General features: G+C 31.5%; 15 protein-coding genes. 8 read left to right on the top strand and 7 right to left on the bottom strand.

What is annotated here, in order from left to right; translation table 11 throughout:
* Positions 1-12: 12 nt before the first annotated feature.
* From WNY60_RS06675 to WNY60_RS06650, 6 genes are all read left to right on the top strand, one after another.
* Positions 13-1440, top strand: coding sequence for an oligosaccharide flippase family protein (locus WNY60_RS06675; protein ID WP_339807560.1), 1428 nt, complete (start codon positions 13-15; stop codon positions 1438-1440).
* 41 nt (positions 1441-1481) lie between these two features.
* On the top strand, positions 1482-1916 hold the full coding sequence (gene dut, locus WNY60_RS06670; protein ID WP_145004786.1) for a dUTP diphosphatase: 435 nt from the start codon (positions 1482-1484) through the stop codon (positions 1914-1916).
* An 85-nt stretch (positions 1917-2001) separates the two neighbouring features.
* On the top strand, positions 2002-3021 hold the full coding sequence (locus tag WNY60_RS06665; RefSeq protein ID WP_342861914.1) for a sugar phosphate nucleotidyltransferase: 1020 nt from the start codon (positions 2002-2004) through the stop codon (positions 3019-3021).
* 29 nt (positions 3022-3050) lie between these two features.
* Complete coding sequence (locus tag WNY60_RS06660) at positions 3051-4415, top strand: tetratricopeptide repeat protein (RefSeq protein ID WP_145004780.1); 1365 nt, start codon at positions 3051-3053, stop codon at positions 4413-4415.
* Positions 4415-5188 (top strand): DUF4292 domain-containing protein, encoded by a 774-nt coding sequence (locus tag WNY60_RS06655; protein WP_342861913.1) that lies wholly within the window; start codon positions 4415-4417, stop codon positions 5186-5188. The genes WNY60_RS06660 and WNY60_RS06655 overlap by 1 nt, the downstream gene beginning before the upstream one ends.
* 3 nt (positions 5189-5191) lie before the next feature.
* Positions 5192-6424, top strand: coding sequence for a peptidoglycan DD-metalloendopeptidase family protein (locus WNY60_RS06650; protein ID WP_145004774.1), 1233 nt, complete (start codon positions 5192-5194; stop codon positions 6422-6424).
* A gap of 53 nt (positions 6425-6477) precedes the next feature.
* Here WNY60_RS06650 and WNY60_RS06645 read toward each other — a convergent pair whose 3' ends face one another.
* Both WNY60_RS06645 and WNY60_RS06640 read right to left on the bottom strand, forming a co-directional pair.
* Positions 6478-6987 carry an acyl-CoA thioesterase gene (locus WNY60_RS06645; protein WP_028282450.1) on the bottom strand — a complete coding sequence of 170 codons (510 nt, stop codon included), beginning with the start codon at positions 6985-6987 and terminating at the stop codon, positions 6478-6480.
* A 134-nt stretch (positions 6988-7121) separates the two neighbouring features.
* The gene (locus tag WNY60_RS06640; protein WP_342861912.1) at positions 7122-8057 is read right to left on the bottom strand and encodes an SPOR domain-containing protein; all 936 of its coding nucleotides are present in this window, start codon (positions 8055-8057) and stop codon (positions 7122-7124) included.
* 106 nt (positions 8058-8163) lie between these two features.
* Here WNY60_RS06640 and dprA point away from each other — a divergent pair, with 106 nt between their 5' ends.
* On the top strand, positions 8164-9267 hold the full coding sequence (dprA, locus tag WNY60_RS06635; protein ID WP_145004768.1) for a DNA-processing protein DprA: 1104 nt from the start codon (positions 8164-8166) through the stop codon (positions 9265-9267).
* An 8-nt stretch (positions 9268-9275) separates the two neighbouring features.
* Here the strand turns inward: dprA and trpS are convergent, their stop codons facing one another.
* Complete coding sequence (gene trpS, locus WNY60_RS06630) at positions 9276-10244, bottom strand: tryptophan--tRNA ligase (protein WP_342861911.1); 969 nt, start codon at positions 10242-10244, stop codon at positions 9276-9278.
* Positions 10245-10322: 78 nt separating this feature from the next.
* On the opposite strand from trpS, the gene WNY60_RS06625 reads away from it, so the two are divergent.
* Entirely contained in the window at positions 10323-11060 is a 738-nt protein-coding gene (locus WNY60_RS06625) for a lysophospholipid acyltransferase family protein (RefSeq protein WP_339807568.1), read from the top strand.
* Between the two features lie 82 nt (positions 11061-11142).
* Here WNY60_RS06625 and WNY60_RS06620 read toward each other — a convergent pair whose 3' ends face one another.
* The 4 genes from WNY60_RS06620 to recA all read right to left on the bottom strand — a co-directional run bounded on the left by WNY60_RS06620 (position 11143) and on the right by recA (position 14780).
* Positions 11143-12699, bottom strand: a complete 1557-nt coding sequence (locus WNY60_RS06620) for a hypothetical protein (protein WP_342861910.1) — start codon at positions 12697-12699, stop codon at positions 11143-11145.
* Positions 12699-13241, bottom strand: a complete 543-nt coding sequence (locus WNY60_RS06615) for a sigma-70 family RNA polymerase sigma factor (protein ID WP_145004756.1) — start codon at positions 13239-13241, stop codon at positions 12699-12701. The genes WNY60_RS06620 and WNY60_RS06615 overlap by 1 nt, the downstream gene beginning before the upstream one ends.
* A gap of 29 nt (positions 13242-13270) precedes the next feature.
* The gene (locus WNY60_RS06610; RefSeq protein ID WP_145004754.1) at positions 13271-13675 is read right to left on the bottom strand and encodes a hypothetical protein; all 405 of its coding nucleotides are present in this window, start codon (positions 13673-13675) and stop codon (positions 13271-13273) included.
* A 100-nt stretch (positions 13676-13775) separates the two neighbouring features.
* Positions 13776-14780 (bottom strand): recombinase RecA, encoded by a 1005-nt coding sequence (recA, locus tag WNY60_RS06605; RefSeq protein ID WP_145004751.1) that lies wholly within the window; start codon positions 14778-14780, stop codon positions 13776-13778.
* Positions 14781-15197 lie beyond the last annotated feature (417 nt).

The following is a 15197-nucleotide window of genomic DNA, read 5'->3' as shown; positions in this document are numbered from 1 at the left end:
TTGTAATATACCTTGAGCGTACTAAAAAAGTTTTTTAAAGACACTATAATTTATGGTTTAGCAACTGTATTACCTCGTCTTATGAATTTTGTTTTAGTGCCTCTTCACACAGGTAACTTAAAAACCACAAGCTTTTCTGATAACACAACCTTTTATATTTACGCTTCATTTTTTAATGTGTTGCTTACCTATGGAATGGAAACAGCTTTTTTTAGGTTTTTTACAAAATCTAAAGAAAAGGACAAGATATTTTCTACTACATTTATCAGTTTAGTTGTTACTACTTTTTTGTTTTTAATAGCGATGCTACTTTATAGTCAACAACTATCTAGTATGTTTGGCATTTCTCAAAAATACTTTAATTTATTAATTGGTGTCATTGTGTTAGACACATTGGTAGTGGCTCCTTTTGCGTATTTACGGGCAACAGGACGACCAATTAAATTTGCAGCAATTAAAATTAGTAACATATTAATTTATGTTTTGCTTAATTATTTTTTCCTTTGGTGCATTCCAAAATTTAATATGTCTTTTTCTTGGTATGATACTTCGGATTTAGTCCAATATATTTTTATCGCAAATTTGGCAGCAAGTGCAGTAACATTATTATTGTTGTTACCTTACTTTTTCAAAACCAAGTTATACTTTAGTAAGACCATTTTTAAACAATTAATTAATTATGGTTGGCCAATTATGGTTGCTGGTTTAGCATATGTTATTAATGAGAATTTTGATAAATGGATCATTCCTAATTTATTAGACAAAGACATTAATGGTGCTTACAGTGGTTGTTACAAAATAGCAATGTTCATGACTATTTTTATACAAGCCTTTAGGTTAGGTGCAGAGCCTTTTTTCTTTTCTCATGCAAAAGAAAAAAATGCAAAACAGACCTACGCTTTAATCATGAAGTATTTTGTAATAGCAGGTAGCTTAATGTTTGTCTTTATAATTGCATATTTAGATATTTTTAAAGCCTTGTTAGTTACAGATTCTAGCTATTGGCAAGCCATACAAATCGTACCAATAGTATTATTAGCTAATTTATGTTTAGGTATTTATTTTAACTTAGCTATTTGGTACAAACTTACGGACAAAACCAGATATGGTATGTACTTATCTATTGTTGGTGCAATTGTTACAATTAGTTTAAATATTACTTTAATACCTAAATTTGGTTTTATAGCAGCAGCTTGGACAACTTTGGTAGCTTACGGGATTATGATGATATTGTCTTATTTGTTGGGACAAAAACATTATCCAGTACCTTATAATTTAAAGCAAATTTTAGGCTATTTATTTATAGCTGTAGCGCTATCTATTGTAGCATTAAGTACAAAAGCCAACTATTATATTAATACTATTATAGTTTTAGTATTTTTGGGTTTAATAGTTCTTTTTGAAAAGAAAGAAATAAAACGTTTATTAAAAAGAAATTAAATTAACCTGAAACTCAGGTTAAACAGAAGCAAATAAACAATATGCAAATTAAAATAATTAATAAATCCAATCATGCATTACCACACTATGAAACCATAGCGTCTGCAGGAATGGATTTAAGAGCCAATATTACTGAAGCTATACAATTGCAGCCTTTACAACGTACTATCGTTAAAACAGGCTTGTTTATAGAATTGCCTATAGGATTAGAAGCTCAAGTTAGACCTAGAAGTGGTCTTGCAGCAAAAAACGGAGTAACTGTATTAAATGCACCAGGAACAATTGATGCTGATTACAGAGGAGAAATTGGTGTTATTTTAGTAAACCTTTCCAACGAAGATTTTATAATCCAGAATGGCGAGCGTATAGCACAATTAGTAATTGCAAAACATGAACGTGCAGAATGGGTAGAAGTACAAACACTTTCTGAAACCGATAGAGGTGAAGGTGGATTTGGTAGTACAGGCACAAAATAAAAGTAATGTAAGCCAAAAATTTAATTTAAAATAAAATATTAGTTTAACTATAACAAGATTCCTGCTTAGGTAGGCATTTAATAACATGAAAATAATAGTTCCTATGGCAGGACGAGGTTCTCGTCTAAGACCACACAGTTTAACAGTACCAAAACCTTTAATTCCAGTAGCAGGACAACCAATAGTCCATAGATTGGTTAAGGATATTGCTAAAGTTTTAAATCAACCTATTACAGAGATTGCTTTTGTTTTAGGCGATCCAGCTTGGTTTGGTGACGACGTGGTATCTAGCCTAAAGGATTTAGCAAAAAGCTTAGGTGCTAAAGCATCTATTTATAGACAAGACCAACCTTTAGGGACAGGTCACGCTATAATGTGTGCTAAGGACTCATTATCTGGTCCAGCGGTAATTGCATATGCAGACACGTTAATTAGGGCAGATTTTAATTTGGATCCAGAAGCAGACGCTGTAATTTGGGCTAAGCAAGTAGATCAACCGGAAGCTTATGGTGTTGTTAAGCTAAACGATAACAACGAAATTATTGAGCTTGTTGAAAAACCAGAACAGTTTGTTAGCGATTTAGCTGTTATTGGTATCTATTATTTTAAAGAAGTAAGCCAACTTAAAAAGCAACTTCAAACTGTTTTAGACAACAATATTATACATGGTGGAGAATACCAAATTAATGATGGTATTAAAGGGATGATGTCTGAAGGCAAAGTATTTAAAACAGGTGTTGTTAGCGAGTGGATGGACTGCGGAAATAAAGCCATTACCTTAGAAACTAATCAACGCATGTTAGGCTTTTTAAAAGCAGATGGAGAAGAACAGTTAGTGTCAGACACGGTTAAAACCGAAAATGCAACCATTATTGAACCGTGTTACATTGGCGAGAATGTAGTGCTTAAAAACACAACAATCGGACCATACGTTTCGGTTGGAAACAACTGTGTTATTGAAGACTCAACCGTTAAAAATAGTCTAATACAAAACCATACGTCTATTAAAAATGCTAATTTAGACGAAGCTATGATTGGTAACCATGTTAAGTTTGATGGAAAATTCACCAAAATTAGTATAGGAGATTATTCTGTATTAGAATAAATTTTAAAGCAAAGCGAAGCTTCAAATTAATGAAAAAACAAGGTTACATACTACTTATCATATTAGGGATATTTCTATTTCCGCAGGTTAATACTGCGCAAATTGATTTTGACAAAAAACCTGATGATGATTTAGGAGATGTTTCAGACGCTTACCAAGAGTACTTTTTTGAAGCCCTAAAACAAAAAGGAATAGAGAACTACCAACGTGCTATAGATAACTTATTAAAGTGCATAGAAATTGATGATTCTGAAGCTATTTTATATTTTGAATTAGGTAAAAACTATAACCAACTTAAAAATTTTGGTGCAGCAGAGGATGCGCTAAAAACAGCTGTCAACAAAATTCCTGATAACGAGTGGTTTTTAGACGAATTGTATAGTACTTATATTCATCAAAAAGAATATAAAAAAGCCATAAAAACAGTTAGGCAATTAGTCAAGTATCATCCAGATTATAAAGAAGATTTGGCTAATATATATATGCAAACTGGAGATTTTAAAGAGGCACTTAAAATTTTAGATGAATTAGATGAAGAGCTTGGTATTAATAAGGATCGTGACTTGTTACGTAACAGGATTTATAACGCAACAGGTCGTAAAAAAGATCAAATTGAAAACCTAGAAGAACGAGTAGATAAAAACCCAGACTCTGAAGACACCTATTTAAGATTAATTTATCGTTACAGCGAAAGTGGAGACACCAAAAAAGCATTTGAAACCGCAAAAAAATTATTGGAAGTTAACCCTAAATCAGAGCTAGTACATTTAGCTTTGTATAAGTTTTATTTAGAAGCTGGAGAAAATGAAAAGGCTATTCAATCCATGAAAGTCACTTTGCAAAGCTCACAAATTAACCCAGAATCCAAAATTAAGGTATTGGCAGATTTTGTAAAATTTGTCAGCATAAATCAGCAATACGAGCAAGATTTGGTAGAGGTCACGTCCATGCTTACTAAAATAGAATCTAGCGGAAAAACTTTAGTAGAGCTGGCACAGTATTATTTAGTAAAAGGCGAAAAGCAAAAAGCATTAAATTTTTACGAGCAAGCGTTACAAAAAGAAGAAGAAAACTTTGGTATTTTACGAAACATTATTTTACTTCACATAGACTTATCACAGTTTGATCAAGCACATCAAAAAAGTGAAGAAGGTTTAGAGGTTTTTCCATCACAACCCGTTTTATATTTAGCAAATGGTGTCGCTTTAAATTATTTAAATCGTCCTAAAGACGCAATAAATAGCTTGGAAGTAGGTGTGGATTATATAATTGAAGACCCAAAAATGGAGATTGATTTTTACAAGCAGTTAGCCAAAGCTTATACTGCTACTAACAATTTTTCTAAAGCAAAAACGTTTACAGATAAAGCAAAAAAACTAGAAGGTTTAAACTAATGGCATTTAAAACACGCATATCTTTTGTAATACTATTAATCACTATGGTAGTATCTGGCTGTAAAGGGTCTAAAACTCTAGTGACTAAAGGAACGGTAGATACTAAACTATCAGTCAAACAACTTATTAAAAATAGTACAAAAGCTAATATAGATTTTACGTCTTTAACAGGAAAGCTAAAAGTAGATTACACACAAAATCAAAAATCAAAAGGTGTGTCTTTAAGCTTTAGAATGGAAAAAGATAAAACCATCTGGATGAGTTATTTAGGGATTGCTAAAGTACTTATTACGCCAGTAAGAGTTGCCTTTTATAACAAATGGGATAATACTTATTTTGATGGCGATTTTACGTATTTAAGTAACCTATTAGGTACAGATTTGGATTTTAATAAGGTGCAAAATATGCTATTAGGTCAATCGCTTTTTGACTTAAACGATGATAAATATAACCTGTCGGCTAATGACAAATCTTATATTTTACAACCTAAAAAACAACGCGAACTATTTGAGTTGTTTTTATTTGTAAACCCGTCGCATTTTAAAATGGACGCTCAAGAAATCTCTCAACCTAATGATAAGCGCATATTACATATTGATTATTTAGCTTATCAAAAAATAGACGACAAAACCTTACCTGAACTAACCAAAATACTAGCAATAGAAGATGAAGAGCAATTAGAGATTAATCTAGAGCTTAAGTCTGTAAAATTAAATGAAGACGTACGTTTTCCTTTTACAATACCTTCTGGCTATAAAAAAATAGAGTTGTAATTTATGAAGTATCGTCAATTACTATTACTAGTTTCTTTTTTTGCAATATTAGGCACAACTTCCGCTTTAGCGCAAAAAAATAAAATTGATCAATTAGAGGCTAAACGTATTGAAATTAAAAACCAAATAAAGCAAATCAATGCTTTACTGTTTCAAAACCAGTCCAAGCAAAAAAGCCAAACAACACTAATTGAAGATTTAAATTACAAATTAAGCGTTAGACGTAACTTGATTAAGGTTACCAACCAACAAGCTAATTTGATTAACAGAGAAATTGCTGTAAACCAAAAAAAAATATCTGGATTACGTGATGAGTTGGTTATTTTAAAGGACAATTACGCTAAAACAATATTGAATACATATAAAAATAAAAGCAGCCAAAGTCGTGTTATGTTTTTATTGTCTTCCAACAATTTTAGACAAGCTTACAAGCGTTTACAGTACATGAATCAGTACTCTAAATATCAAAAGCAACAAGGAGAAAACATTAAAGAAAAAGCATTAAAACTTCAAAATTTAAACCTTGAACTTGGTAAGCAAAAAGCAGCTAAAGACAAGTTGATTGCAGAAAACAGAGAGGTGCAAAAAGCTTTGGAGGTAGACATGAAGCAGCATGAAACCATCATGGCTTCTATTAAAAAAGATTTAAATAAGTATGCTGCTCAGATTAAAGAAAAGCAACAAGAAGCCAGAGAGGTTGATCGCGAAATTGATCGTATTATTAAAGAGGCTATTGCAAATTCTAACAAAAAAGCTGGCACAAAAACCACAACAACTAAAGCGTCTAGTACGTTTGCATTAACTCCTGAAGCAAAACTATTAGCAGCAGATTTTTTAAGTAACAAGGGTAAATTAGTTTGGCCTGTAGAAAAAGGTTTGGTTAAAGTTAAATATGGTGTGCAACGTCATCCGACAGATGCTTCACTAACTATAAACAGTAGTGGTGTACGTATTGCTACAGAGCAAAATGCTATTGTTAGATCTGTTTTTAAAGGAGAGGTTTTAAAAATTATAATTCAAAAAAGAGGTAATCCTACGGTTTTAATAAAGCATGGTAATTACATATCTGCTTACCATAATTTAAAGAAAATATCGGTTAAAACAGGAGATAAAATAGTAACCAAACAAGAAATAGGAGAGGTATTTACTAATAGCGAAGGCGAAACACTTTTATGGTTTAGTTTGTATAAAAATGATGCTTCAGTGGATCCAGCAGAATGGATTTATAAGATGTAAAACGTGTAAAAACAAAAAAAACCAATGCTTTGCATTGGTTTTTTTGTTTAATGTTATTCAAACAAAGCTTTAAGCTCTGTAGCATCGTTAGGTTTTATTTTTCCTGCTAGTAGTAGACTTAATTGTTTACGTCTTAAGGCAGCAGCAAAACGTTCTTTTTCTAAGTCAGTTTCTGGGATTAATTCTGGTATTGCAACTGGTGTTCCAGTTTCATCCACTGCAACAAAAGTATAAATAGCTTCGTTAGCTTTAGATCGGTTTCCAGACTCTCTGTCTTCTACCCAAACATCAATAAATATTTCCATTGAGGTTTTAAAGGCTCTAGATACTTTAGCTTCAACTGTAACTACACTTCCTAAAGGGACTGCTTTGTTAAAGGCTACGTGATTTACAGATGCTGTTACAACAATACGTCTTGAGTGTCGTCTTGCGCTTATACTTGCTGCACGATCCATTCTAGCTAGTAATTCGCCACCAAAAAGGTTGTTTAAAGGATTAGTTTCACTTGGTAAAACTAAATCTGTCATTACGGTTCTAGAGTGTTCAGCTGTTCTTGCGTTCATCATAATTTTTTCTTTTCAGGCGCAAAGGTAAACTGATTTTAAGATTTAGTTAGTGCATTTTAGAATAAATTAAGAATTAAAAAACCTCGTAAATTTACACTTACGAGGTTTTTGGTATACTTAATGGCTTAGTTTTAGTCCAAAGACTTAATTAATAACCAAGCGTCTTTATTCTGTTCTGTTCTTATACTGTTTAAAGCGTTATTAGCCTCTTCTCTGGACGTATAACTTGCATAAGCTACTTGATGTAGACCATATTGGTTTACACCAACTTTACGCGCTTTAAAACCTTGTTCTTGTAATTCTGCAACTTTTTTATCAGAGTTTTCTTCGACTCTAAAAGCACCAGCAACAATATGATAATTTCCTGTTTGCTTATTTACATTTAAAGTAATAGCAGGTAATGGGTTGCTAATTACAAAAGTAGCTTCTTGTATTTGACTATCTAATTGTGTGTTTGCCTCTTCTTGTGCAATTTGATTGTGTTGCGCTACTGTATTAACGTAGTTATTAAAACCAAAACCAGCTAAGCCTAAAGCAACAACTGCAATAGCAGCATACTTAAGGTATGATTTGCTTTGACGTTTTTCTGGTGTTACCGCAATTGGGATAACACGCTCAATGGTTTCGGCTTCTTCTTTGTAAACAACTCTAGTTACTGCAGGAGATACAAATTGTGATAAACCAAAAGCATCAGTTAAATAATTTAAATGGTAAGATGGATTAAATTCTATTTTACCTTCATTATTTAAAATTAACTCACCAATGTTTTCAAAACTTAACGTTTCACCTTCAACTAAGTAAGACTTTAAAGACTTAACGCGTTTAGATAGGTTTTGTGCAGCAGTTTCAAAAGGTATTTTTTCAATATCTGCTATATAACGTACCAATAAACCGTCGTTATTTTGTATTTGCTCGTTAAAAGACAATTGCTTTTTAGGAGGATAAAAGGCATTGGTACTATCGTGTACTTGCGCAGATTTACGTTGTGTTAAAAACGATCCAAATTCTGGAACCGTAACACAATCATATCTGTATAATAAATCGCTTATGTAATGTTCTAATTGCATAGTAACAAAGTTAGAAAATTTTAAAAACCAAGAAAATTTAGTGCGTATTAGTTATTAACAGACTTAAATTTCTTTTCTTGTAGTTTCAAAATCAGTGCAATAAAAAATGAATGACGACCAATTACGCTATATTTTAGCCTTACAACACGTCTCTAAAATAGGAGATACTACCGCAAAAAAGCTAATTAACCATTGCGGAAGTGCAGAAGCTGTGTTTAAAGAAAAGAAACAAAACCTTTTAAAAATTGATGGTATAGGTGAAATTATTTTAAGTGAATTATATCAATCTAGTCATTTTGAAGAAGCAGATAAAGAACTAAAATTTATTAAAGACGAAAACCTAAAACATCACGTTTTTACTGACTCAACGTATCCATCAAACCTAAAACATTGCATTGATAGTCCTATAGTTTTGTTTGAAAGCGGAAACATTAACCTTAATAATAAACATATTATTAGTATTGTTGGAGCCAGAAAAATCACAACATCAGGTATTGCATTTTGTGAAAAATTAATTGAAGAGTTAGCCATATATAAACCAATTATAATTTCGGGATTTGCTTATGGTACAGATATTACAGCACACAAAGCTGCCATTAAAAATAAATTACAAACTATAGGTTGTTTAGCACATGGCTTAAACCAAATTTACCCTAAAGTGCATAAAAAGTACGTTGCAGAAGTTGAAAATAATGGAGGCTTTTTTACTGATTTTTGGAGTAGCGATACTTTTGATCGTAACAATTTTTTAAAAAGAAACCGCATTATTGCAGGCATTAGTCAAGCGACTATAGTAATTGAATCTGCAGAAAAAGGCGGTAGTCTGGTAACAGCAGATATTGCAAACTCATATAACAGAGATGTGTTTGCAGTCCCTGGACGTGTCACAGATAGTCAAAGTATTGGTTGTAATAATCTAATTAAACAACAAAAGGCACATTTGCTATCTACGCCTTTAGATGTGCCTTATATTTTAAACTGGCAATTAGATAACTTACAAAAACCTCCTGTACAAAAGCAGTTGTTTATTGAGTTAGATCCTGACGAAAAGATTGTTTATAATTACCTAAAAGAAAATAATAAGGCTTTGTTAGATAGTATTGCTATTAAATGTAATATGCCAACCTATAAGCTAGCTGGCATATTACTTAATATGGAATTAAAAGGTGTGGTAAGACCACTTCCTGGAAAATTATTTGAAGTTATTTAAATATTATATTAATACCCAACTTTTGCTCTAACTCTTGCTAATACATCATTAGCAATTTTTCTAGCTTTTTCAGCTCCTTTTTCTAAAGCAGCATCTACTTCATGTAAGTTAGCCATATAATGGTTGTAACGTTCACGTTCCAATTTAAAAGTAGTTAACATTAACTCATATAATGCTTGTTTAGCATGACCATAACCATAATTACCGTTTTCGTAATTAGCTTTCATGGTTTCAACTTCGCTCTCTGAGGCTAATAATTTATATAAAGCAAAACAGTTGCAAGTTGACCAATCTTTAGGGTCTTCTAATGGTGTGCTATCCGTTTCAATACTCATTATTTTTTTACGAAGTTGCTTTTCTGGTAAAAAGATGTTAATGTAATTGTCTCTACTTTTACTCATTTTTTCGCCATCTGTACCAGGAATAAGCATAGTGTTTTCTTGCAGTTTTTCTTCTGGTAAAACAAAAGCTTCGCCCATTTTTGCATGAAAACGAGAGGCTACATCTCTTGTAAATTCGATATGTTGAAGTTGGTCTTTACCGACAGGGATAACTTCTGCATCATACAATAAAATATCTGCAGCCATAAGCATTGGGTACATAAATAAACCAGAGTTTACGTCTTCTAAACGGTCTGCTTTATCTTTAAAACCATGTGCTAATTGCAATCTATTGAATGGAAAAAAACAGTTTAAATACCAAGCAAGTTCTGTAACTTGAGGGATATCACTTTGTCTGTAAAACACTGTTTTTTCTATGTCTAATCCAAAAGCTAACCAGGTTGCAGCAACAGAGTAGGTATTGTGTCTTAATTCTTCTGCATTTTTAATTTGTGTTAAGGTGTGCAAATTTGCTATAAACAAATATGATTCGTTATCACTGTTTTCTGATAATTTTATAGCAGGTAAAATTGCACCTAGTATATTACCTAAATGTGGTGTTCCTGTACTTTGAATTCCTGTAAGTATTCTTGCCATGATTAAATTTAATTCTGAATAGCAAAGGTACTTTTTTTAGTAGAATACCTCAATTAATTTAGTTAGTTTTGACAGCAAATGATAGTATTTAAGTATATTTTTTGGGTATTATATCGTATTTGGTTCTACATATTAGTAGCAGTGCCAATTATAATCCTATTTCCGTTATTGATTGTTTCTATTTTAAAAGAATCTTGGTATCCTTATTTTTTCAAATTAGCTCGTATTTGGGCTAGATTTATTTTAATAGGTATGGGATTGCCAACTAAAACAGAGTATTTGCAAAAACCGGAACGTAGCAAAAGCTACATGTTTATAGGTAATCACACCTCTATGCTAGATATTATGTTAATGTTGGTTACTGTTAAGAATCCTTTTGTTTTTGTTGGAAAAGCTGAGTTGGCTAAAATACCATTGTTTGGATTTTTCTATAAAAGAACATGCATATTAGTGGATAGAAATAGCGTTAAGAGTAGGCAAGCCGTTTTTTTAAGAGCGCAAAGACGACTTAAACAAGGGTTAAGCATTTGTATTTTTCCTGAAGGGTTAGTCCCAGAAGAACATATAATATTAGACCAGTTTAAAGATGGTGCTTTCCGTTTAGCGATAAACCATAAAACGCCTATTGTGCCAATAACTTTTGCAGATAATAAAAAACGTTTTTCTTATACTTTTTTTAGTGGTGGACCAGGAGTATTAAGAGCTAAAGTGCACCATTTTATACCCACAAATGATTTAACTATAGAGGATACTAAATCTTTAAATAAAAAATCTAGAGAGATTATTTTAAAGCAATTAGAGATTTATAACGCATAAAAAAAAAGCTGCTCTTGGCACAGAGCAGCTCTTACAGTATTAATTCCCTACTTAAAGGGACACTTAAAAACTAAATCAATACTTAAAATCTATAACTAAACCCTGTGTAAACTCCTATAATATAAGGATTGAAGTTTCCAGAGGTGTTGGAAAATGCATTTAATTGATATTTAAAGGTTGGTTCAAAATTAAAAATGACAGATTCTGAAAATTTATAATTTAAACCCACACCAAAATTGGCACTAAAACTTAAGTTGTTAATATTATTAGCACTACCAATCTCCATTTTAAAACCATCAAATTCTGAAACTAGTTTATTATCATCTAAAACAAAAGTACTTAGACCTCCAATTAGGTTCAAGCTAAATTGATTATTAACTACAGCATATTCAATTTCTACAGGGACTTCGTAATAAGATATTCTCTGACTAAGCCCAACATTTTTGATTAAACTGGAGTTGTTATTACCCAATAGCAAGCTATTACTACTTATAATATTGATTGATTGGTTGTTTTCTGGATTAAAATCTATGTTTCTAATTTCTTTAGGACTAGGATTAGTACTAACGTTTTGATATACAATAACGTCGTCTGTGTCGTAGCTTAAATTTAACTTATTAATACCAGATCTAATAGTTAATTTATCATTTAAAGTATAACCTACTTTAACGCCATAACTTGTATTAACCTCTCCTGATTTGTTGTTTTTATTAAACTGTTCATCTATATGTGATCCTTCTCCAAATGCATTGTAATAAACAGGCGCAATGTTAGCATAAACATTCCACCTGTTATTAGCCTCTTCTTCTTCTTCTTCTTCTTTTTCAATAAGGTCTTTAATAGCTTTATTATTTGCAATTGCATCTTCAATAGATGGTTTTTGCTGTTGTATAGTATCCTTTACAATAGTGCTTTTTGCTATGTTTTCTTGTGTTATAGCTTTAGTTATATTGTCTTTGTTTGTAATATTAGTAGGTTGTTTTTTAGGATTCACCTGGTTTTTAACTACAGATTTTTGTAATAGTTTAGTTTGATTATCTGTTGTTGTTTTGTTTGAAGAAACTGAGAATTTATTTTTTTGAAGAGTATAATTACCTTTTGATACCTTATTGTTGTTCTGAATAGTGTTAGTAGCAATAGAAGACTTGGTATAATTTGAAGCTGATTGCTGTTGGATTAAATTAGCTTTGTTGTCTTTTTTGCTATTACCTTTAGTTATCGTGTTTTTAGGGTCTTGGTTATTAGTAACTATGGTGTTGTTCTCTTTGTTTATAGTTTCTGATGCATCAGTAGTTGCTTCATTAATATTGGAATTATTTTGTTGCAGCTTTTGCTTTTCATTTAAAGTTGGGCTGTTTTTTATGGTGTTGTTATTTGGACTTGGATTATCTACTGTTGTTGGTGTATTTACAGCAGAAGGACTACTAAAAATGGTGTTTCCTAAAACTAACAGTAAGACAAATGTGGCTGCAATACCACTTAATTTTAACCACAACGGAAGGATAGCAATAGGCTTGTTATCTTCCTCTTCTTCTTTTAATTTTGAATGTATATTCTGCCAAACCTTTGGGTCGGGTTTAGCTTCAAAATCCTTGAATTTTTCCTGAAATAGGCGATCTATATTCTTTTTACTACTCATTATAACAATTGGGATTTTTGTCCCGTTTTATAGGCTACTATTTTTTCTTTTAATAATTGTCTAGCTCTAGCTAAATTTGATTTTGTTGTTCCTGTTGTTATTGCAAGCATTTCTGCAATTTCTTTATGCGAATAACCGTCTAAAACATATAAATTAAAAACCAAGCGATACCTATCTGGTAACTCTTGTATACATTGCAACAAAAAATCTATCCCAACATCCTCGTCATCTATGTCAATGCTTTCGTCAACTATAGCTTCTTCATTAATTATTTCAAAAACTTTTTGACTTCTGTAGCGTTGCATTATGGTATTAATGGTTATTCTTTTTAACCAACCTTCAAAACTACCTTTGTTTTTATACTGTTTTATTTTTGCAAAAATGGTTATAAATGCATCTTGTAAATTGTCTTCAGCTTGCACATAAGAGCTTGAATACTTTAAGCTAACAGAGAATAATTTGCTTGAAAAAAGCTGGTATAATTCGCTTTGCGCTTTAGTATCATTAGACTTACATTTATGTATGAGTTGTTCTAAACTCAAATTTAAACAAGGTGTTAGTTAATAATTATTTACTCAACAGTAACTTCCATTAATAGGTACATATCTTGTCCATCTTCATCTTCGCCTTGCCAGAATTTAAAGATATGTAATCCAGTAGTATTTGCTTCAAAGTTAAAAGACGTTTGGGCTTCTAGATTTGTTGTTTCGCAATTTCCGTTATCTACTACTGTATTTAAAATAGCAACATGACTTGTGTTTCCTTCTAGGTCATAATAAATATCATTAAAATAATGACATGTGGTAGGAGCTAAGTAAGTTATTTCTATTTGATAAGTTTCGCCGTATTCAAAGTATTGAGGCATAGAGACGCTTGCAATAGGCAAAACTGCTATGTAGCTATTTGTATTATCTTCTTCTTCAATACTACAAGAAAAAGCAAAAAGAGCTATTAAACAAATAAAAAATGGCTTCATTGTTTTGTGTAAACTAACGTTGTTTAAAGTGTAGATGCTTAATAAGTTAAAAGGTTGCGTCTTAAAATAAAAAAATCCCGATTTATCGGGATTTTTTGTTTTAAAGACTGTCTTTAATAGCTTGTTTAATTTTCTGTTCTAACTCTTCAAATAATTCTGGATTATCTTTAATTATTAGTTTAACAGCATCTCGACCTTGACCAAGTTTAGTGTCTTCATAGCTAAACCACGAACCGCTTTTCTTGACAATTTCTTTTTCAACTGCTACATCTAATATTTCTCCAACTTTACTTACGCCTTCACCATACATGATGTCAAATTCAGCCATTCTAAAAGGTGGAGCTACTTTGTTTTTAACCACTTTAACTCTGGTTTTATTACCAAGTACTTCTCCATTGCTATCTTTTATTTGTGTAGATCGTCTAATATCCAACCTAACAGAAGCGTAAAACTTTAAAGCATTACCACCAGTTGTTGTTTCTGGGTTACCAAACATAACACCAATTTTTTCACGTAATTGGTTAATAAAAATAACAGTACAATTAGTTTTACTAATAGATGCAGTTAATTTTCTAAGTGCTTGAGACATTAATCTTGCATGAAGTCCCATTTTAGAGTCTCCCATTTCACCTTCAATTTCGCTTTTAGGTGTTAAAGCTGCAACCGAGTCAATTACTACTATATCAATTGCTCCAGATCTAATTAAATTGTCAGCAATCTCTAAAGCTTGCTCACCATTATCAGGCTGAGATATAATTAAGTTGTCAATATCTACGCCTAATTTTTGTGCATAAAATCTATCAAAAGCATGTTCTGCATCAATAAAAGCAGCAATACCACCAGCTTTTTGCGCTTCTGCTATAGCGTGTAATGTTAAAGTAGTTTTACCAGAAGATTCTGGTCCATATATTTCAATGACTCTTCCTCTAGGGTAGCCACCAACGCCTAAAGCAATATCTAAACCTAAAGATCCTGTAGGGATAGCTTCCACATCCACTACTGCAGCATCACTCATTTTCATTACTGTTCCTTTACCGTAAGCCTTATCTAACTTGTCTAAAGTTAGTTGTAGTGCTTTTAGTTTTGCTTCGTTTTCTTTACTCATCGTCAATAGTTTATTAAAAATTCTATGCTAAAATACTACTTTTTTTAACGAATTTTAATTTTATGACGCAACCTTTTTAAAGTTTTTGCATCTACTTATTGAAGTGGAAAAAATATGCTATGAAAAAGAAAATTTAATCCGCTTTTAAAATGTTAATCCTTTAATAATTAGAGGCATGAGATATTTAAAAAGACTAGTATTTACAAAAACATTAGGCGTTTCAGTTGCTGTTTTACTTAATAGTAACTGTAAAGCCGATGGAGGTTAACTCGTAACATTTTTTAATTAATATTAAAAAATTATTAACGAGTTAGTCTATTAAAAGTCCTTTGCAAAGCGCAAGGGACTTTTTTTTGGATGTAAATTGGCTAATTCATTTTAAATAATACCTTTGCAAAAACTTTTTATTAACACTTA

It is taken from the genome of Olleya sp. AS48 (genome assembly GCF_038900355.1).
Classification (GTDB): domain Bacteria; phylum Bacteroidota; class Bacteroidia; order Flavobacteriales; family Flavobacteriaceae; genus Olleya.
The sequence above is the reverse complement of the archived record's forward strand: the minus strand, read 5'-3'. Positions and strand labels throughout refer to the sequence as shown.